The sequence below is a fragment of the Candidatus Microbacterium colombiense genome (genome assembly GCA_029203165.1).
Lineage (GTDB): Bacteria > Actinomycetota > Actinomycetes > Actinomycetales > Microbacteriaceae > Microbacterium > Microbacterium colombiense.
This window is the reverse complement of sequence record CP119308.1, coordinates 1-18,632: the sequence shown is the minus strand read 5'-3', so window position 1 is coordinate 18,632 and position 18,632 is coordinate 1. Positions and strand designations below refer to the sequence as shown.

Genomic DNA, 18,632 nt, shown 5'->3' with positions numbered 1-18,632 from the left:
CCTCGGGCGACCTGCGCGAAGCCGCCAACACCGGCGGCTGGCCCGTGCAGGTCGAGCTCGAAGCCGGCGTCACCGGTGTCTTCAACGACCTCGGTTGGAGCGTCATCCGCGCCAACGACGTCGACCCGGAGACCGGGCACGGCTTCATCTCGAGCCAGCGCATGGGCCTCGAGGTGTTCAAGAACATCCCCGTCGATGCGCCGCTCATCGTCGCCGAGGCCGTGTGGCAGTACTCGCACCACGTGCTCGCCGGGCTCCGCACGCACGAGGGCCCGATCCTCACGGTCGCGAACTTCGCGGGCGACTGGCCCGGACTGGTCGGACTGCTCGGCCTGAACGCCGGCCTGACCAAGATGGACAAGCCGTACGCCTCGATCTGGTCGGTCGACTTCACCGACGAGTGGTTCACGAACGGCATCAAGGAGTGGACCGAGACCGGCGCCATCACCCACGACGCCTCGCACGTGCGTGCGCTGCCCACGCTTCCCGACAGCCCCGAGAAGGCCGCTGGGCGAGGCGCTCGCCGCCGAGCTGCTCGCCGAGAAGGCCATCATCGGCGTCTTCGACGAGGGCTGCATGGGCATGTACAACGCGATCTTCGACGACGAGCTGCTGAACAAGACCGGCATCTACAAGGAGCGCCTGTCGCAGTCGGCGCTGTACGCCGAGATGCTGAACGTCACCGAAGACGAGGCGGATGCCGCCTACGACTGGCTGATCGACGCCGGCATGACCTTCATCTACGGCGAGGATGCCGCGACCGAGCTCACGCGCGAGCAGGTGCAGTGGCAGCTGAAGATGTACATCGCCGCCCTCCGCATCGCCGACGACTTCGGGCTCGACGCGGTCGGCATCCAGTACCAGCAGGGTCTGAAGGACCTGGTGCCGGCATCCGACCTGGCCGAGGGCATCCTGAACTCCACCGAGCGTCCGCCCGTCACCTCGCGCGACGGCTCGCGCGTGCTGCACGAGGGTCGCGCGTTCCCGCACTTCAACGAGGCCGACGAGGGCGTCGCGGTCGACGCGCTCGTGACCGACCGCGTGTGGCGCGCCATGGGCCTGGTGCCCGACAACACCCTGCACGACGTGCGCTGGGGCGAGGACTACGACGGCCAGTTCGTGTGGGTCTACGAGATCTCGGGCTCGGTGCCGGCCTCACACCTGGGCGGATGGCAGAACGCCGAGGGATGGCGCCAGGGGCACGTGTTCTTCCCGGCGGGCGGCGCCACGATCAACGGCGTCTCCAAGCCCGGCGAGCTCGTGCTGTCGCGTGTGTTCATCGCCGACGGCATCCTGCAGGCCGACATCTTCCGGGCATCCGTCGTCGAGCTGCCGGCCGAGGAGACCCAGCGCCGCAAGGACGCGACGAACCCGGAGTGGCCGATCGCCCACGTGGTGCTGCACGGCATCTCGCGCGACCAGTTCATGGCCCGCCACAAGGCCAACCACGCCCAGACGGTCTACGCGCCCGACGCCGAGACCGCCGACAAGGCCCTGATCGCCAAGGCCGCGATGTTCGCCGGCATGGGCATCAAGGTCAACCTGGTGGGAGACGTCGCGGTCTGAGCCCGCCGCCGCCCGCCGCTGTGCTCGGGGGTAGGCGAATACCCGGAGGTAGGTCGATCCTGTGCAGATCGGCCTACCTCCGGGTGATCGCCTACCGCCCGGCGGGGTGGGGCATCAGCCGCTCGCTACAGTGAGGGGATGCCCCCGGTGAAGCGCGTCACGATCACCGATATCGCGCGCCTCGCGGGTGTCTCTCCCGGAGCGGTGTCGTTCGCGTTGAACGGTCGGCCCGGCGTGAGCGAGCAGACGCGGCAGCGCATCCTCGCGATCGCCGCGGAGCATGAATGGATGCCGAGTTCCACGGCCCGCGCGCTCACGGGAGCCCGTGCCGGGGTCATCGGCTTCGCCGTGAACCGCCCCGCCCGCACCCTCGGCGCCGAGGCGTTCTTCACCGATCTGATCGCCGGGGTGCAGTCGGCGCTCTCCCCGCTCGGGATCGCCCTGCAGACCGTGCTCGTGACGTCGGTCGACGAGGAGATCACGACCTACCGTCGGTGGCGCAACGCACATCAGGTCGACGGCGTCATCGTGATCGACCCCCGCGACGACGATCCGCGGTTGCGGGCGCTGCGCGAACTCGGGCTCCCCGCGGTCGTGATCGGCAGCGTCGCCTCGCGCGAGACCGACCCGGCCACCCTCTGGATCGACGATCGTCAGGTCGCCCGCGCCGTGTTCGCCCATCTCGCGGGGTTCGGCCACCGGTCCATCGCGTATGTGGCGGGGCCGGGGGAGTTCCAGCACACCCGCCTGCGTGCCGACGAGCTCGCCGCACTCGCGGATCGCGGGGTCGTCGGTGAGGTCATCCCGACCGACTCGTCACCGGCTGCAGCATCCGCAGCCCTGCACCGGCTGCTCGACAGCGCGGAACCGCCGACCGCGGTCGTCTTCGACAACGACGTGATGGCGATCGCCGGGTTGCGTGCTGCGCAGGAGCGAGGCGTGGTCGTGCCGGGAGAGCTCTCGCTGGCGTCGTTCGACGACTCGGTGGTCGCGGCGCTCGTGCATCCGTCGATCACGTGCGCCACCCGCGACACGTTCGGGCTGGGAGGGGATGCTGCGCAGTTCCTACTCGCGCAGATCGAATCGCCTGAGGTGCTGCCCGACCGCGCCGCCGCCGTTCCCACGCTCACGGTGCGCGACAGTACGGCAGCGCCCTCGAGCGCTCCGAGCGCTTGACCGCCGAGCCCGACCGGAGCGGGGTGGAGCACCGACCGGAGCGGGCTAGACCGCGCGGTGCTCGACGATCGTGTTCTGCGAGGCGTAGTCCCAGGGCTCGACGACCGGGCGCACGAGCTCGCTGATGCCGCGGGCGGCGAGCGCGTCAGGGTTCGCCGCATCCTTCGACGTCACGAATGCGGCATCCGCCCCCGCCTCGCACGCGTCGACCCATGCCTGGAAGATGGCGCCGCCCGGGCTCATCGCGCCGCGGCTGATCGGGGTCTCGGCCTCATCGACCTCGACCACGATGCCGAGCGACCGGGCAGGTGCAGGCTGCCGCTCCCGCAACTCGGGGATGAGTTCGGCGAAGCGGCGGCCGATCGGCTTCGCCTCACCGGTCTGGTCCACGAGGCCGAGCGTGTACTCCAACTCGGGGAAGTCGGCGAGGCTGCGGCTGACGTCGTGCGAGCACCACCAGGTGACGCCCCACAGGTTCTCGGTGCGCGCGACAGAGCGCAGTGTGGCCTCGAGGAACTCGGGCGTCTGCTCCGGCGTCAGACAGTTCGAGGGAGCGCCGACCTCCTGCAACCAGATCGGGTGGTTCGGGTCGATCGCGAACGCGCGGGCGAGCTCGATCATGTACTCGGCGTGCCGGTCGGATGCCGCCGAGCGCCCGCCGTAGCGCTGCGCGGTGCCGTTGAAGATCCACGAGTGCACGGTGGTGATGTCGCCCAGACGGGAGGCGAGGGCGGGAGTGAAGCCGTGCCCGTCCATGTACCAGGCGGCGTCGTACTCGGCGTGCACGTGCTGCTGCGCGGGGGCGGCGGCGTGCGCGGCGTCGAGCAGCGTCGTGATCCAGTTGGACGCCTCCGCCTCGGTGACCGGCCACGGGGAGGGGTGTGTCTGGGCCGAGAACTGGTTCGTCTCATTGCCGAGCGTGAAGCCGAGGAAGTTCGACGCGTCGCCGAGGCGCTGCCCCAGGCGCGTGACCAGCTCGGCCTGCCCGCTGAGCGCATCCGGGTGCGTGAACATGTTCTTGTCGTGCCAGGTGAACAGCCACGAGGGGATGAAGTCGAAGCTCGACAGATGCCCTTGGATCACGTCGACGCTCGCATCGAGCCCGAACTCGGCGGCCACGTCGACCACGGCGCGCACGTCGTCGACCGCCTCGTCGCGGATCAGCGTGCGGTTCGGCTGCAGCACCGTCCACAGCGGGAAGAGTCGCAGGTGGTCGAGGCCGAGGTCGGCGAGGGCGGCGAAGTCACGGCGCACCTCGTCGAGGTCGAGCGACATCCAGGCGTGCATCCACTGGGAACGCGGGGTGTAGTTGGCGCCGAATCGCAACGGTGCAGCGGTGCTGGTCATGGGGATCCCTTCCGGTGACTGGCGCCAACTATACCGGTTTAGTCGCCTCGGCCCCGATCAGTTCTGTGCCGCGCGGAACGCCTCGAAGTCGCCCAGCGAGATCTCGGCGTAGGCACGTGCCCACGCGAGCAGCGCCTGCCCCACCACGCGCCCACTGCCGATGTAGCCCGCGACATCCGATGCGGTCACGCACTGGCTGTGGGCCCGGGAGATCGTCGCGGCGCAGGCCTGCGCGTAAGTGATGAACGGGCCGTCCTCGAGTTCCTCGACCTCGATGCTGCCCTTCATGTCATGGAACTGCCGCACATAGAAGTCGGCGTTCGGGCCGCGCAGGTGCCCGAGGAACGGATCCGACAGTGCCTGGAGGATGCGCTGCATCGCGACCACGCGGGCACCCTCGCCCGACGCCTCGATCACGGACTGCAGCGCAGGCGGCTGCTCGACCTTGCCGTATTCGACGAGCACGCTGCGCGAGGCCTGCTTCGGCTGCATGAGCACGGTGCTCCCCTCGCCGTCCTGGAACAACACCAGATAGCAGCGGGTGCCCACGCTGCCCACGCCGACCACGCGCCGGGCCACGTCGCTCACCGAGAAATGCTCGAAGAGCAGGGCGATGTCGGGGCTCGCGTTGTGCCGGTACTGCGCGACCAGGTCGTGCACGAGATCCAGCACCTCGGGACCGACAGCGGTGGTGGTCGGTTCCTGATGGAGGAAGCGTCGTCGGCCGGTGGCATCCACCTCGGTCAACTTGCGCACCGCGCGCTCGCCGGTTCGCCGGGAAGCCTGCTTGACCGCCCCGCGGATGGCCTTCTGCGACGCCTTGTCGAGCAGACCCTTCGCCGATTCCACGTCGAAATGCGTGAAGTAGCGGGCGGTGGGGCTGAGCTCGGTCGCCCGCGCGATGCCGCGCGCGTACGCGGCGACGGCGGCGAGCACGGCGGCGTCGATCACGGCATCCGGTCGGCCCGAAGCCTGCCCGCCCACGACGATGCTCGCCACGAGCCGCTTGACGTCCCATTCCCACGGCGCCCAGGCGGCCTCGTCGAAGTCGTTGAGGTCGAACATCAGGCTGCGCTGGGCGGAGGCGTAGAACCCGAAGTTCGAGACGTGCGCGTCGCCGCAGGAGGCGACGAGGATGCCGCTGTGCGGAGCATCCGCGAGGTCCGCGGCCATGAGCGCTGCGGTTCCCCGATAGAAGGCGAAGGGGCTCGCCGACATGCGTTCGGCCCGCAGCGGCACGAGCTCGGGGATGCGGTCGCGGTTCTGTGCGGCGAGGATCCCGAGCGGATCGCGGGTGCTGCCCGGCAGCTCGGCGAGGGCGCGACGCGGCGTGCGCTTGCGGGCGGCGATGCCGCGATCGAGGAGGTCGCTGTGAGACGCGGGCGGCGTCCAATCCGGGGTCATGGGGTCATTGTGGCAGGTGCCCGGCGGGAGGACGATGGGCGGATGGCGACGATCGATGACGTGCGCAGGATCGCCCTCGCGCTGCCCGGTGCACAGGAGCGTGTGGGAGGGCACACGGGTGAGCCCGCGTGGCGGGTGATGAGCGGGCAGTTCGCCTGGATGCGGGGACCCCGCGCGACGGATCTGCGCCAGCTCTCCGAGCTCGGGCGGTCATGGCCCGATGGTCCTGTGCTGGCGGTGCGGGTCGGCAGCGTGGAGGAGAAGGAAGCGCTGCTCGCCGCCGCGCCCGAGGTGTACTTCTCGATCCCGCATTTCGACGGCTTCCCCGGCATCCTCGTGCGGGTGGATGCCGTGGATGACGCGCAACTGCAGGAGATCGTCGCCGATGCCTGGCTCGTCCGTGCGCCGGCGAAGGTCGCGGGGGAATGGCTCGCGGAGCACGGACTCGGCTGAGGGCACCGCGGTGGGGTCGCCGGCGCTCAGGCGGGTGGGAGGCGCAGCACGTCGGGGGATTCCCCGCCGGTGAGTTCATCGGCGATGCGGATGCTGCGCGCGAGCTCGTCGAGCGCCCCGATCACGGTGCCGAACCGCTCGCGGTCGCTGCACACCGCGGTCAGGGTCACCAGATGCGTGCCGGTATCCCAGGTGTAGGTCGCGAACGGGGGCGCGGTCGGCGACTCCGGGAGTGGCACGACCAGCTTCTCGCCGACGCCGAGACGCGTGGGGAACGACACCGTGTCGTCGTACTCCATCGGCATCGACGCCCGCGCGATGCGCACCTCGGGGGTGAGTTCCTGAGCGGTCGCCATGGCCACGATCAGCTCGGGCTCCGCCTTCCACGTCCACACCAGCACGCGCCCGTCGGCCTGACGCATCATGAAGGGAGCGGCCTGACTCATCGCCCACGCACCGAAGCGCGAGCCCGGACGCTCGGTGGCGCCCAGCGCCGTGTTCGCCTGCCCGAGCAGCATCCTGATCGCCGCCTTGCGATGGCGGCGGCCCCGCCACCCGAGGGAATCCGTCACGGGGATCCACAGCGCGGGGTCGGTGTCAGCTGTCAGTCGCATGATTCCACGCTAGGGGGTCAGGCTGGAGGATGCCGGTATGCCTGAGCCGCCTGCGCAGACCCCTCGGGTAGAGTGGCCAGCGCCCCGACCAGGGCCCTCCTTGGCCGCCGTACCGTAAGGCAGCATGTCTTCCACCTCCTCCAGATCCGAGTGCTCCCGACAACGGGAAGCGCCCCCTGCGCATCCTGATCGGATGCGACACCTTCGCCCCCGACATCAACGGAGCCGCCCGCTTCGCCGAGCGCCTCGCCGCCGGCCTCGTGCAGCGCGGCCACGACGTGCACGTCGTCGCGCCGAACCAGGCCTACCGCCGGGCGCAGCCGCGCACCGAGGTCATCGAGGGCGAGCCGATGACGCTGCACCGTCTGCCGTCGGTGCGCTGGGCGCCGCACGACTGGCTGCGTTTCGTGTGGCCGTGGCGCAGCAAGCACTACGCGCGCAAGATCCTCGATCAGGTGCAGCCCGACATCGTGCACATCCAGTCGCACATCGTGATCGGCCGCGGTCTGGCGTACATCGCCCACGAGCGCGGCATCCCGGTGATCGCGACGAACCACGTCATGGCCGAGAACATCCTCGACCACAGCACGTTCCCGAAGTTCATCGACGACCGGATCCTGAAGTGGGCCTGGGGTGACGCCAAGCGCACGTTCGACCTGACCCGGGCGATCACGACCCCGACGCGCCGCGCCGCCGACTTCCTCGAGGGCTCGATCGACGTCTCCGGCGTCGTGCCGGTCAGCTGCGGCATCGACGCGTCGCAGTACACGCCTGTGAGGGGCCCGCGCGAGAAGAATCGCATCATCTTCGTCGGTCGCCTCACCGCCGAGAAGCAGGTCGAGGTCATCCTGCAGGCGATGACGAAGCTCGACCCCGCGCTCGGCACGACGTTCGACATCGTGGGCGGCGGCGACCAGCGCAAGCAGCTCGAGTCGCTCACGGCGAAGCTCGGCCTCGCCGACCGCGTGACCTTCCACGGCCGCACGACCGATGAGGAGCTGCGCGCCCTGCTGTCGCGCGCGAGCCTGTTCGTGATCGCCTCGATCGCCGAGCTGCAGTCGATCGCGACCATGGAGGCCATGGCCTCCGCGCTCCCGATCGTCGCGGCCGACGCCGTCGCCCTGCCGCACCTCGTGCACGACGGGGAGAACGGCTACCTGTTCCCTCCCGGTGATGCGGATGTTCTCGCGGCCCGTCTGACCGACGTGCTGACGGCCGAGCCCGCGGAGTTCGAGCGGATGCAGCAGGCCTCCCTCGACGGTGTGGCGATCCACGACATCAACCGCACCCTCGACACCTTCGAGGCGCTGTACCGCGACGAGCCTCTGCCCGCGTGACGATGCACATCGTCTTCTTCGGCGATCAGCACCTCGACTCCCTCGGGGGCGCCCAGGTGTCGATGCGGCTGCAGCGCGAGTACCTGGAGCGCGCCGGCCACACGGTGACCGTCGTGGCGCCGAGGATGCACGGGCCGCATGCCGCTGCGGCGACGGTGAACCGGCCCGGAAACGTCGATCTTCCGTCGGTGCCGATCACGACCGACCGCGAGTACTCGATGAGCTGGCCGGGCCGTGCGACCGACCGCTACCTCGACCGTGCCATGACGCACCGCCCGCCGGTCGACATCGTCCACGTGCAGGCGGACTTCTGGGGCGCGTTCATCGGCCACCGGTACGCGCAGCGCCACGGCATCCCCGTCGTGCACACCATGCACAACCGTGTCGACGTCGGCATCGCCGCGGTGACCCCGCTGCACCGCCCGGTGCTCGCGGTGCTGAACGCCTGGCGTCGCGTCGCGATGCGCGGCATCGGAGCGCCGGTCGCCGGCGCCGACGGCTGGGCGTTCCTGCGCGGCCTCGCCGCCGGAGCATCCGCCGTCACGGCGCCGTCCACACATTTCGCCCGCAGGCTCGAGGGGCACGGGGTGTTCGAGCCGGTCGACGTCATCTGGAACGGCATCGACGATGAGGTGCGCGACGCCACGCTCGCCGCCGCACCGACCGAGCGTGAGCCCGGTCGCCCGCGCTTCGTGTGGCTCGGTCGCATGAGTCCCGAGAAGCGGCTCCTCCCGTTCCTGCAGGCGTTCGTCGCGTCAGGGGTGGATGCTGATCTCGAGATCATCGGCGGCGGAGCACAGCGGGCCGCGGCCGAGAAGATCGTCGCGGGGAATCCTCGCGTGCACTTCGCCGGTCGCCTCACCTACCCGCAGACGCTCGCCCGCATCGCCGCCGCCGATGCGCTGGTGCAGACGTCGATCGGCTTCGAGACGCAGGGGATGACGCCGTTCGAGGCCGCGACGCTGGGCACCCCGTCCGTGATCTGCGACCCCGATATCGCCGCCGAGCTCGGGGGCGGACTCTGGGCGGTCGAGGAGTCGTCGGCATCGCCGGGTTCGCGGGAGCAGGAGGCCGAGCGCACCTCTGCGCTCGCCGCCGCGCTGCGTGCCGCAGCATCCGACATCGCCGCCGGCACCGCGCCGACACCGGTGCCCGCTGTGGTCGAGGGCTTCCGCCAGTCGTCGCGCACCGCCGCGATGGTCGCGGTCTACGAGCGCGTTCGCGCCGAGCTCTCGCTCTAAAGGGACTCTCGCTCAGAGGAACCGGTAGAGAGCGGACGACGCCCACTCGATCGCGAGCGACAGCAGGTACGCAGCGGAGAGGCCGATCGCGATGCCTGCCCACAGGCGGGATCCGGGGCGGCGGGCGGCGATCACGCCGAGCGCGAGCGCCGCGATGTATCCGGCAAGGGCGATCGCCGTGGAGCCGAACGTGAAGACGGCGATCATCCGGTCGGAGCCGGGATAGACGAGCGGGTACAAAAGCGTGGTGAGCAGACGCATCCCGACCGCGAGCAGCGCGATGGTGAGCGCCAGGCGTCCGAGAGCGTTGCCCGCGGGTGCCGGACGGAGATCGAGCGGCGACGATGGCGAGGATGCGGACGGCGGGGTGCTCGCCGGGTACGGGGCGATCGCCGGATGCTGGGGACTCACGGGGTACTGTGCGCTCGCCGGATACTGCGGGTTCGCGGGGAGCGCCGTTGCGGCGGGCGGTGCGGCCGAAGCTCCGGAGGCGGAGCTCGGAACGGGTGGCTGCTGCGGCTCGCTCATGAGGTCGAGCGTAACCGCGGGCGCTGGGGGAGGGGAACCGTCGACTCAGCGGTAGACGTGTGTGGCTTCGGGGCGCTGCGACAGGTCGTGTTCGGCGACCCGGCTCCAGTCGGTGGGAGTGGGGCGGTAGCCGTCGCGGCGGAGCTCGACCACGGTCGCGACAACGGCCCAGATGGCCAGGACGGCGAGTGCGATGAGAATGATCATGGCAGAAACACTACGATTGGCTCAGATCTGCCACGAGTGGCAGATGAGACTGCTAACGTATGAAAACTGCCAAACCCAGGAGTGCGCATGAAGACGGTCGCCTGCATCATCCAGGACGGGTTCGCCCCGTTCGAATTCGGAGTCGCCTGCGAGGCGTTCGGTCTCGACCGATCCGACGACGGTGTGCCGAACTTCGACTTCCGCATCGTGACGCCGCATCCGGGTGTCGTGGCATCGAAGATCGGCTTCTCGGTCAACGTCGAGCACGACCTCTCCTTCGCGTACGAGGCCGATCTGGTCGTGTTCTGCCCTGTCCCGCGTTCGCACTGGGACCGGATCGACCCGCTGCTGCTCGATGTCGCGCGCGATGCGGTGGACCGCGGCGCCTGGGTCATGAGCGTGTGCAGCGGATCGTTCATCCTCGGGGCGGCGGGCGTGCTCGACGGGCGACGGGCGACGACGCACTGGATGTACTCCGATGTGATGGCCGAGATGTACCCCGATATCGATATCGACCCCGACGTGCTGTTCGTGCAGGACGGCAAGATCATCACGAGTGCCGGCACCGCCGCCGGCATCGATGCCTGCCTGCACCTGCTGCGCCAGGAGCTCGGCGCCGAGATGACGAACCGCATCGCGCGGCGTATGGTCGTACCTCCCCAGCGCGACGGCGGCCAGGCGCAGTTCATCGATCGACCGATCCCGGTCGTGCCGAGCGACTCGCTCGCGGCGGTGGCCGATTGGGCGGTCGTGCACCTGCGCGACGATCTCGGCGTGGAGCAACTCGCGGCCCGCGCCCTGATGTCGCCGCGCACCTTCGCCCGCCGGTTCAAGGCGGAGTACGGTGCGACGCCGGCCGCCTGGCTCGCCCGTCAGCGCATCATCCACGCGCAGCGGATGCTGGAGCGCACCGAGCTGCCGCTGGAACAGATCGCCGACGAATGCGGCTTCGGCTCCGCGGCGGTGCTGCGGCAGAACTTCGCGCGGGTGCTCGGCCTCACGCCCACGGCGTACCGTGCCCGGTTCTCCTGCGCGGAGGAGACGGCCGCCTGAGGGCGCGCCGACCCGCGGCTCAGCGGGCGCGGGTGGTCGAGCGCTCCACCAGGGTGCACGGCAGCACCAGGTGCACGCGCTCCTGCTCCGGCTCGGCGAGCAGGTCGAGCACGATCTCGACCGCGCCGCGCGCCATCTCGAGGATCGGCTGCCGCACGGTCGTGAGGTCGAAGGCCTGCCACGACGACATCGCCACGTCGTCGAATCCGAGGATCGACACGTCATCCGGCACCGCGACACCGAGAGCCTTCGCGGCGTTGAGCGCTCCGAACGCGACGAGGTCGTTGTGGCAGAACAGCGCGGTCGGCGGCTCCGGCAGCTGCAGCAGACGGGTCGCCGCGTCGAACGCCCGCGTGTAGTCGAGGTCTGCCACCTCGAGCAGCGCATCGTCGAAGGCGACATCCGCCTCGGCCAACTCGCGCAGGAAGCCGTCGTGACGGTCGCGGACGGATGCTGCGCCGAGCGGCCCCGCGATCACGCCGATGCGTCGATGCCCGAGAGAGAGCAGATGACGCCCGGCGATGCGTCCGCCTTCGAGGTTGTCGGGCGAGATCGTCGCCGTCTCCGGCGCTGCGCCCGGGCCCATCGTCACCGACGGCACCCCGAGCGACACGATCCGGCCTTCGTCATCGGCGGGCAGCAGTGTCGTGGTGAGGATCACGGCGTCGACGTTCGTCTCCCACAGCGTGCGGGCGAGGTCTTCCGTGGTGTCGGCGCGACCGCTCAGGATGAGAGCCCGGTATCCGGCGCGGTTGAGCTCGTCACTGATCGTGTGCAGGAGTTCGGCGTAGTAGCTGTTGCGGGGATCGCCCAGCACGACGCCGATCGTCTGCGTGCGGCTGGTCACGAGACTCCGCGCACTCAGGTTCGGACGGTATCCGAGTTGCTGGATCGCGTTCTCGACCTTGGCGCGCACCCGGTCCGACACACCTTCATGGCCGTTGACGATGCGTGACACGGTGGTCTGCGACACACCGGCGGCCTTGGCGACGTCGATGCTCGTCACTCCGCGTGATCTCGGGGGCATGCGGCGTCCTCCTCCGGCCGGAATCTCCATCGTAGACGCGCGCGGCCGGAGGATGACTACGCAGTCGTCATGAGTTCCAGTGCGCGGGCGACGGCAGTGCGTGGTCGCGCACGTCGAGGCCGTCGGGTGTGATGGATGCCGTGGCGTACAGCAGAGACTGCGTGGGATAGCCGTGCGGACGGTTGTCACGGATGATCGCGCGGTCGTCTTCGGGTGAGAGCAGAGCGGACTCGGCAAGGAGGGAGATCCACTCCGTCGCCCAGTCGTCGTGCTCTCCGGTCGGGCCGAGCGCACGGAAACGGGGCAGCCAGGCCTGGATGCGCGGGGTGATCGGATCGTCGAGGTCGTCGTGCGCGATCATGTGGGTGCCGTGAGGGATGGGCGCTCGGCTGAGCGTCACGCCGTCCCACGAGATGACCCGTGCGCCGTCCGGTCCGACCTCGAGCAGGTTGAACCCGTGCATCGGCAACGCGCCCTGTGGTGATCGCCCGCTGACCGACTCGAGAGCGAGCGAACCGCGTGAGAGTGCGCGCGTCTCGTCGAGGTCGGTCACGTCGGCACGGTTGAGGAGTACGGCAAGGCGTCGCTCCTGTCGGTTCACCGCGAGCCAGGCTCCGCCGGCGCGACGATCACGGATGCCTTCGACGCCGGGGTACTGCGCAGGCCACCAGGGACCCAGCCCGTCCCACGCGCGATCGGGATCTTCGTCGCGCACGGCGAGCAATCGTGCGGATCCGGCATCTTCGACATCGATCACGACTGTGCACACGGTGTCCAGTGTAGAAGCGGGTAGCGGTGCGGGCCCTGCCGGGGCGCACGGTGCGACACGCCCGGCTGTTCGCCACGATTTGCCCGAAGCCCGGGATCCACGTAAATTCTTACTTGTTCGCCCCACAGGGAAGCGGAGAGGCCGAGAGCTTCACCCCCCTCAAGCGGAGAACCACCTCCACTCGATCAGCTCCTCGGAGCGAGTCGCAGACATACTTCTGTCTGACGTGGAGCATCCACACCGGGGCCGCGGTCAATTTGACAGCGAGGCCGGAACGGATAAGCTAGTGAAGTTGCCTCGGAGGCCTTGAGCCCCGAGCTGCAGATCTGGTTCTGAGCCTCACGGCGTGTCGATTTGACAGCCTGAATGGCACGGATAAGATAGAGAAGTTGCCCTGCGGGCCTGGTTGTGATGACTGGGTCGTGGGAGCATCCGATCCTTGAGAACTCAACAGCGTGCACTTGTCAAATGCCAAATTATCCTCGTCTAGCTTCGGCTGGGTGAGAATTCCTTTGGATCAAAGACCAGCTCCTTTCGGGGGGTTGGCAATGGATGAAGTCAGCAATGAATTTGTCTCTTTGGTCAGCATCAAACTCGCTGCGTCACCGTTTTCCCGGTGGGGTATGCATTTCTTTTTTACGGAGAGTTTGATCCTGGCTCAGGATGAACGCTGGCGGCGTGCTTAACACATGCAAGTCGAACGGTGAAGCTCAGCTTGCTGGGTGGATCAGTGGCGAACGGGTGAGTAACACGTGAGCAACCTGCCCCTGACTCTGGGATAAGCGCTGGAAACGGCGTCTAATACTGGATATGTGATGTGACCGCATGGTCTGCATCTGGAAAGAATTTCGGTTGGGGATGGGCTCGCGGCCTATCAGCTTGTTGGTGAGGTAATGGCTCACCAAGGCGTCGACGGGTAGCCGGCCTGAGAGGGTGACCGGCCACACTGGGACTGAGACACGGCCCAGACTCCTACGGGAGGCAGCAGTGGGGAATATTGCACAATGGGCGCAAGCCTGATGCAGCAACGCCGCGTGAGGGATGACGGCCTTCGGGTTGTAAACCTCTTTTAGCAGGGAAGAAGCGAAAGTGACGGTACCTGCAGAAAAAGCACCGGCTAACTACGTGCCAGCAGCCGCGGTAATACGTAGGGTGCAAGCGTTATCCGGAATTATTGGGCGTAAAGAGCTCGTAGGCGGTTTGTCGCGTCTGCTGTGAAATCCGGAGGCTCAACCTCCGGCCTGCAGTGGGTACGGGCAGACTAGAGTGCGGTAGGGGAGATTGGAATTCCTGGTGTAGCGGTGGAATGCGCAGATATCAGGAGGAACACCGATGGCGAAGGCAGATCTCTGGGCCGTTACTGACGCTGAGGAGCGAAAGGGTGGGGAGCAAACAGGCTTAGATACCCTGGTAGTCCACCCCGTAAACGTTGGGAACTAGTTGTGGGGTCCATTCCACGGATTCCGTGACGCAGCTAACGCATTAAGTTCCCCGCCTGGGGAGTACGGCCGCAAGGCTAAAACTCAAAGGAATTGACGGGGACCCGCACAAGCGGCGGAGCATGCGGATTAATTCGATGCAACGCGAAGAACCTTACCAAGGCTTGACATATACGAGAACGGGCCAGAAATGGTCAACTCTTTGGACACTCGTAAACAGGTGGTGCATGGTTGTCGTCAGCTCGTGTCGTGAGATGTTGGGTTAAGTCCCGCAACGAGCGCAACCCTCGTTCTATGTTGCCAGCACGTAATGGTGGGAACTCATGGGATACTGCCGGGGTCAACTCGGAGGAAGGTGGGGATGACGTCAAATCATCATGCCCCTTATGTCTTGGGCTTCACGCATGCTACAATGGCCGGTACAAAGGGCTGCAATACCGCGAGGTGGAGCGAATCCCAAAAAGCCGGTCCCAGTTCGGATTGAGGTCTGCAACTCGACCTCATGAAGTCGGAGTCGCTAGTAATCGCAGATCAGCAACGCTGCGGTGAATACGTTCCCGGGTCTTGTACACACCGCCCGTCAAGTCATGAAAGTCGGTAACACCTGAAGCCGGTGGCCTAACCCTTGTGGAGGGAGCCGTCGAAGGTGGGATTGGTAATTAGGACTAAGTCGTAACAAGGTAGCCGTACCGGAAGGTGCGGCTGGATCACCTCCTTTCTAAGGAGCATCTGACTCTTCGGAGTCCAGAACCCAGTTCGGGAACGTTCGTTTCTCGCTGGGAGCTCATGGGTGGAACATTTGACATGGCATCGAGATCTGATCTCGGAATTAGTACGCCGCTTGCGGTTGGAAGGTTCTGGGTGAGGGGATCGGTGTCTGCACGCTGTTGGGTCCTGAGGGACCGGATGCGCTTTGACCTTCGGGTTGGAAGCATTTGGTTACTCTGGGCCTCTTTCTGTTTCCCTTTGGGGTTGTGGATGGGGGTACCGCCCGTACTTTGAGAACTACACAGTGGACGCGAGCATCTTGCAACAGCCTTCGGGTTGTTGCACAAGATGATCTTAAAGATCATTAGTCAATTTCAGCCGGACCTTTCGGGGTCTGGTTCGATTCTGATTCAAACTCATGTGATTTCAAGTCTTTAAGAGCAAACGGTGGATGCCTTGGCATCTGGAGCCGAAGAAGGACGTAGCAATCTGCGATAAGCCTCGGGGAACTGATAAGCAAGTTTTGATCCGAGGGTGTCCGAATGGGGAAACCCCGCTGGGCGGCGTGCCGACCTAGTGACTCCCGCCTGAATATATAGGGCGGGTAGAGGGAACGTGGGGAAGTGAAACATCTCAGTACCCACAGGAAGAGAAAGCAACCGCGATTCCGTTAGTAGTGGCGAGCGAAACCGGAACAGGCTAAACCTAGCGTGTGTGATAGCCGGCAGGCGTTGCACGTTGGGGGTTGTGGGACTTTTCAGTCATCTCTGCCGAGGTGGCGGCGTTACAAGAAGGTATAGACGAACGGTCTTGAAAGGCCGGTCATAGAGGGTGCCAACCCCGTAGTCGAAATGCCTCTCTTGGCGCGAAGAGTATCCCAAGTAGCACGGGGCCCGTGAAATCCCGTGTGAATCTGTCAGGACCACCTGATAAGCCTAAATACTCCCAGATGACCGATAGCGGACAAGTACCGTGAGGGAAAGGTGAAAAGTACCCCGGGAGGGGAGTGAAATAGTACCTGAAACCGTTTGCTTACAAACCGTTGGAGCCTCCTTAGTAGGGGTGACAGCGTGCCTTTTGAAGAATGAGCCTGCGAGTTAGCGATATGTGGCGAGGTTAACCCGTGTGGGGTAGCCGTAGCGAAAGCGAGTCTGAATAGGGCGATTCAGTCGCATGTCCTAGACCCGAAGCGAAGTGATCTATCCATGGCCAGGTTGAAGCGACGGTAAGACGTCGTGGAGGACCGAACCCACTTAGGTTGAAAACTGAGGGGATGAGCTGTGGATAGGGGTGAAAGGCCAATCAAACTTCGTGATAGCTGGTTCTCTCCGAAATGCATTTAGGTGCAGCGTTGCGTGTTTCTTGCCGGAGGTAGAGCTACTGGATGGCCGATGGGCCCTACAAGGTTACTGACGTCAGCCAAACTCCGAATGCCGGTAAGTGAGAGCGCAGCAGTGAGACTGTGGGGGATAAGCTTCATAGTCGAGAGGGAAACAACCCAGACCACCAACTAAGGTCCCAAAGCGCGTGCTAAGTGGGAAAGGATGTGGAGTTGCTGTGACAACCAGGAGGTTGGCTTAGAAGCAGCCACCCTTGAAAGAGTGCGTAATAGCTCACTGGTCAAGTGATTCCGCGCCGACAATGTAACGGGGCTCAAGCACGCCACCGAAGTTGTGGCATTGACATTTTTGGTAGGCCTTCGTGGTCCAGCCGTGTTGATGGGTAGGAGAGCGTCGTGTGGCCAGCGAAGCGGCGGTGTAAACCAGCCGTGGAGGCTACACGAGTGAGAATGCAGGCATGAGTAGCGAATGACGTGTGAGAAACACGTCCTCCGAAAGACCAAGGGTTCCAGGGTCAAGCTAATCTTCCCTGGGTAAGTCGGGACCTAAGGCGAGGCCGACAGGCGTAGTCGATGGACAACGGGTTGATATTCCCGTACCGGCGAAGAACCGCCCAAGCTAATCCAGTAGTGCTAAGTGTCTGAATCCCAGTGACTGATCCCTTCGGGGTGACGCTCTGGGCCTAGCGCACGACCCCATTCTGGTGCGGTTAGCGTATTAACAGGTGTGACGCAGGAAGGTAGCCCAAGCCAGGCGATGGTTGTCCGGGTGCAAGTGCGTAGGCCGAGTCGATAGGCAAATCCGTCGACTCATACAGGCTGAGACACGATGCGGATAAAAAGTGGGTGATCCTATGCTGCCAAGAAAAGCATCGACGCGAGGTTCTAGCCGCCCGTACCCCAAACCGACTCAGGTGGTCAGGTAGAGAATACCAAGGAGATCGAGAGAATCGTGGTTAAGGAACTCGGCAAAATGCCCCCGTAACTTCGGGAGAAGGGGGGCCTTCGGCGTATAGGGACTTGCTCCGAAAAGCGTTTGGAGGCCGCAGAGACTAGTGGGTAGCGACTGTTTACTAAAAACACAGGTCCGTGCCAAGTCGCAAGACGATGTATACGGACTGACGCCTGCCCGGTGCTGGAAGGTTAAGAGGACCGGTTAGCCGCAAGGCGAAGCTGAGAATTTAAGCCCCAGTAAACGGCGGTGGTAACTATAACCATCCTAAGGTAGCGAAATTCCTTGTCGGGTAAGTTCCGACCTGCACGAATGGCGTAACGACTTCCCAACTGTCTCAACCGCGAACTCGGCGAAATTGCATTACGAGTAAAGATGCTCGTTACGCGCAGCAGGACGGAAAGACCCCGTGACCTTTACTATAGCTTTGTATTGGTGTTCGGTGTGGCTTGTGTAGGATAGGTGGGAGACTTTGAAGCAGGGACGCCAGTTCTTGTGGAGTCATTGTTGAAATACCACTCTGGTCACTCTGGATATCTAACTTCGAACCGTAATCCGGTTCAGGGACAGTGCATGGTGGGTAGTTTAACTGGGGCGGTTGCCTCCCAAAAAGTAACGGAGGCGCCCAAAGGTTCCCTCAACCTGGTTGGCAATCAGGTGTCGAGTGTAAGTGCACAAGGGAGCTTGACTGTGAGACTGACAGGTCGAGCAGGGACGAAAGTCGGGACTAGTGATCCGGCAGTGGCTTGTGGAAGCGCTGTCGCTCAACGGATAAAAGGTACCTCGGGGATAACAGGCTGATCTTGCCCAAGAGTCCATATCGACGGCATGGTTTGGCACCTCGATGTCGGCTCGTCGCATCCTGGGGCTGGAGTAGGTCCCAAGGGTTGGGCTGTTCGCCCATTAAAGCGGTACGCGAGCTGGGTTTAGAACGTCGTGAGACAGTTCGGTCCCTATCCGCTGCGCGCGTAGGAAGTTTGAGAGGATCTGACCCTAGTACGAGAGGACCGGGTTGGACGAACCTCTGGTGTGTCAGTTGTTCCGCCAGGAGCACCGCTGATTAGCTACGTTCGGGATGGATAACCGCTGAAAGCATCTAAGCGGGAAGCCGGCCTCAAGATGAGACTTCCATACCTTCGGGTGAGAGGCTCCCAGCCAGACTACTGGGTTGATAGGCCAGATGTGGAAGTGCAGTAATGCATGCAGCTGACTGGTACTAATAAGCCGATGACTTGATAACACACCGTTTGTTGGTGCTACGCGTCCACTGAGTGGTTCTCGATGTACGGTCGAGAACCGCATAACAACAATGACTTTGTTATGTGTTTGATTGAAACATCAATAGTGTTTCGGCGGCCATAGCGTGAGGGAAACGCCCGGTTACATTCCGAACCCGGAAGCTAAGCCTCACAGCGCCGATGGTACTGCAGGGGGGACCCTGTGGGAGAGTAGGACACCGCCGGACTTCTTTT

13 protein-coding genes and 3 rRNA genes are annotated in these 18,632 nt (G+C 65.1%); 9 read left to right on the top strand and 7 right to left on the bottom strand.

Annotated features, from left to right (window positions below; translation table 11 throughout):
- The first annotated feature begins 468 nt into the window (after window positions 1-468).
- Both P0Y60_00080 and P0Y60_00075 read left to right on the top strand, forming a co-directional pair.
- Window positions 469-1,566, top strand: coding sequence for a hypothetical protein (locus P0Y60_00080; protein WEK61190.1), 1,098 nt, complete (start codon window positions 469-471; stop codon window positions 1,564-1,566).
- Window positions 1,567-1,704: 138 nt separating this feature from the next.
- The gene (locus tag P0Y60_00075) at window positions 1,705-2,742 is read left to right on the top strand and encodes a LacI family DNA-binding transcriptional regulator (GenBank protein ID WEK61189.1); all 1,038 of its coding nucleotides are present in this window, start codon (window positions 1,705-1,707) and stop codon (window positions 2,740-2,742) included.
- 45 nt (window positions 2,743-2,787) lie between these two features.
- Here the strand turns inward: P0Y60_00075 and P0Y60_00070 are convergent, their stop codons facing one another.
- Entirely contained in the window at window positions 2,788-4,089 is a 1,302-nt protein-coding gene (locus P0Y60_00070; protein ID WEK61188.1) for a glycosyl hydrolase, read from the bottom strand.
- A gap of 57 nt (window positions 4,090-4,146) precedes the next feature.
- Window positions 4,147-5,493 (bottom strand): DUF2252 domain-containing protein, encoded by a 1,347-nt coding sequence (locus P0Y60_00065; GenBank protein ID WEK61187.1) that lies wholly within the window; start codon window positions 5,491-5,493, stop codon window positions 4,147-4,149.
- A gap of 42 nt (window positions 5,494-5,535) precedes the next feature.
- On the opposite strand from P0Y60_00065, the gene P0Y60_00060 reads away from it, so the two are divergent.
- Window positions 5,536-5,946: an MmcQ/YjbR family DNA-binding protein gene (locus tag P0Y60_00060; GenBank protein WEK61186.1), complete on the top strand. Its 411-nt coding sequence runs from the start codon at window positions 5,536-5,538 to the stop codon at window positions 5,944-5,946.
- A gap of 26 nt (window positions 5,947-5,972) precedes the next feature.
- Here the strand turns inward: P0Y60_00060 and P0Y60_00055 are convergent, their stop codons facing one another.
- Window positions 5,973-6,560, bottom strand: a complete 588-nt coding sequence (locus tag P0Y60_00055; GenBank protein WEK61185.1) for a hypothetical protein — start codon at window positions 6,558-6,560, stop codon at window positions 5,973-5,975.
- A gap of 176 nt (window positions 6,561-6,736) precedes the next feature.
- Here P0Y60_00055 and P0Y60_00050 point away from each other — a divergent pair, with 176 nt between their 5' ends.
- Window positions 6,737-7,897 carry a glycosyltransferase gene (locus tag P0Y60_00050; protein WEK62831.1) on the top strand — a complete coding sequence of 387 codons (1,161 nt, stop codon included), beginning with the start codon at window positions 6,737-6,739 and terminating at the stop codon, window positions 7,895-7,897.
- 2 nt (window positions 7,898-7,899) lie between these two features.
- Window positions 7,900-9,138, top strand: a complete 1,239-nt coding sequence (locus P0Y60_00045; GenBank protein WEK62830.1) for a glycosyltransferase — start codon at window positions 7,900-7,902, stop codon at window positions 9,136-9,138.
- A 12-nt stretch (window positions 9,139-9,150) separates the two neighbouring features.
- Here the strand turns inward: P0Y60_00045 and P0Y60_00040 are convergent, their stop codons facing one another.
- Window positions 9,151-9,666, bottom strand: coding sequence for a hypothetical protein (locus tag P0Y60_00040; protein ID WEK61184.1), 516 nt, complete (start codon window positions 9,664-9,666; stop codon window positions 9,151-9,153).
- A 45-nt stretch (window positions 9,667-9,711) separates the two neighbouring features.
- Window positions 9,712-9,873: a hypothetical protein gene (locus tag P0Y60_00035; GenBank protein ID WEK61183.1), complete on the bottom strand. Its 162-nt coding sequence runs from the start codon at window positions 9,871-9,873 to the stop codon at window positions 9,712-9,714.
- Window positions 9,874-9,960: 87 nt separating this feature from the next.
- On the opposite strand from P0Y60_00035, the gene P0Y60_00030 reads away from it, so the two are divergent.
- Window positions 9,961-10,926 (top strand): helix-turn-helix domain-containing protein, encoded by a 966-nt coding sequence (locus P0Y60_00030; GenBank protein ID WEK61182.1) that lies wholly within the window; start codon window positions 9,961-9,963, stop codon window positions 10,924-10,926.
- A gap of 19 nt (window positions 10,927-10,945) precedes the next feature.
- On the opposite strand, the gene P0Y60_00025 is transcribed toward P0Y60_00030, so the two are convergent.
- Entirely contained in the window at window positions 10,946-11,953 is a 1,008-nt protein-coding gene (locus P0Y60_00025; protein WEK61181.1) for a LacI family DNA-binding transcriptional regulator, read from the bottom strand.
- Window positions 11,954-12,020: 67 nt separating this feature from the next.
- Window positions 12,021-12,722 carry an NRDE family protein gene (locus tag P0Y60_00020; protein ID WEK61180.1) on the bottom strand — a complete coding sequence of 234 codons (702 nt, stop codon included), beginning with the start codon at window positions 12,720-12,722 and terminating at the stop codon, window positions 12,021-12,023.
- A gap of 635 nt (window positions 12,723-13,357) precedes the next feature.
- Between P0Y60_00020 and P0Y60_00015 the strand changes: the two genes are divergently transcribed.
- From P0Y60_00015 to rrf, 3 genes are all read left to right on the top strand, one after another.
- Window positions 13,358-14,879 (top strand): 16S ribosomal RNA (locus P0Y60_00015).
- Between the two features lie 414 nt (window positions 14,880-15,293).
- Window positions 15,294-18,400: ribosomal RNA gene (locus P0Y60_00010) — 23S ribosomal RNA — on the top strand.
- A 108-nt stretch (window positions 18,401-18,508) separates the two neighbouring features.
- Window positions 18,509-18,625: ribosomal RNA gene (gene rrf, locus P0Y60_00005) — 5S ribosomal RNA — on the top strand.
- Together the 16S, 23S and 5S rRNA genes form the textbook arrangement of a ribosomal RNA operon.
- The last annotated feature ends 7 nt before the right edge of the window (window positions 18,626-18,632 follow it).

Excerpts from the sequence above, each read along its gene's own strand:
- P0Y60_00035 (WEK61183.1), bottom strand. The coding sequence starts at position 9,873 with ATGATCATTCTCATCGCACTCGCCGTCCTGGCCATCTGGGCCGTTGTC.
- P0Y60_00065 (WEK61187.1), bottom strand. The coding sequence starts at position 5,493 with ATGACCCCGGATTGGACGCCGCCCGCGTCTCACAGCGACCTCCTCGAT.
- P0Y60_00055 (WEK61185.1), bottom strand. The coding sequence starts at position 6,560 with ATGCGACTGACAGCTGACACCGACCCCGCGCTGTGGATCCCCGTGACG.
- P0Y60_00040 (WEK61184.1), bottom strand. The coding sequence starts at position 9,666 with ATGAGCGAGCCGCAGCAGCCACCCGTTCCGAGCTCCGCCTCCGGAGCT.
- P0Y60_00030 (WEK61182.1), top strand. The coding sequence starts at position 9,961 with ATGAAGACGGTCGCCTGCATCATCCAGGACGGGTTCGCCCCGTTCGAA.
- P0Y60_00045 (WEK62830.1), top strand. The coding sequence starts at position 7,900 with ATGCACATCGTCTTCTTCGGCGATCAGCACCTCGACTCCCTCGGGGGC.
- P0Y60_00060 (WEK61186.1), top strand. The coding sequence starts at position 5,536 with ATGGCGACGATCGATGACGTGCGCAGGATCGCCCTCGCGCTGCCCGGT.
- P0Y60_00025 (WEK61181.1), bottom strand. The coding sequence starts at position 11,953 with ATGCCCCCGAGATCACGCGGAGTGACGAGCATCGACGTCGCCAAGGCC.
- P0Y60_00070 (WEK61188.1), bottom strand. The coding sequence starts at position 4,089 with ATGACCAGCACCGCTGCACCGTTGCGATTCGGCGCCAACTACACCCCG.
- P0Y60_00075 (WEK61189.1), top strand. The coding sequence starts at position 1,705 with ATGCCCCCGGTGAAGCGCGTCACGATCACCGATATCGCGCGCCTCGCG.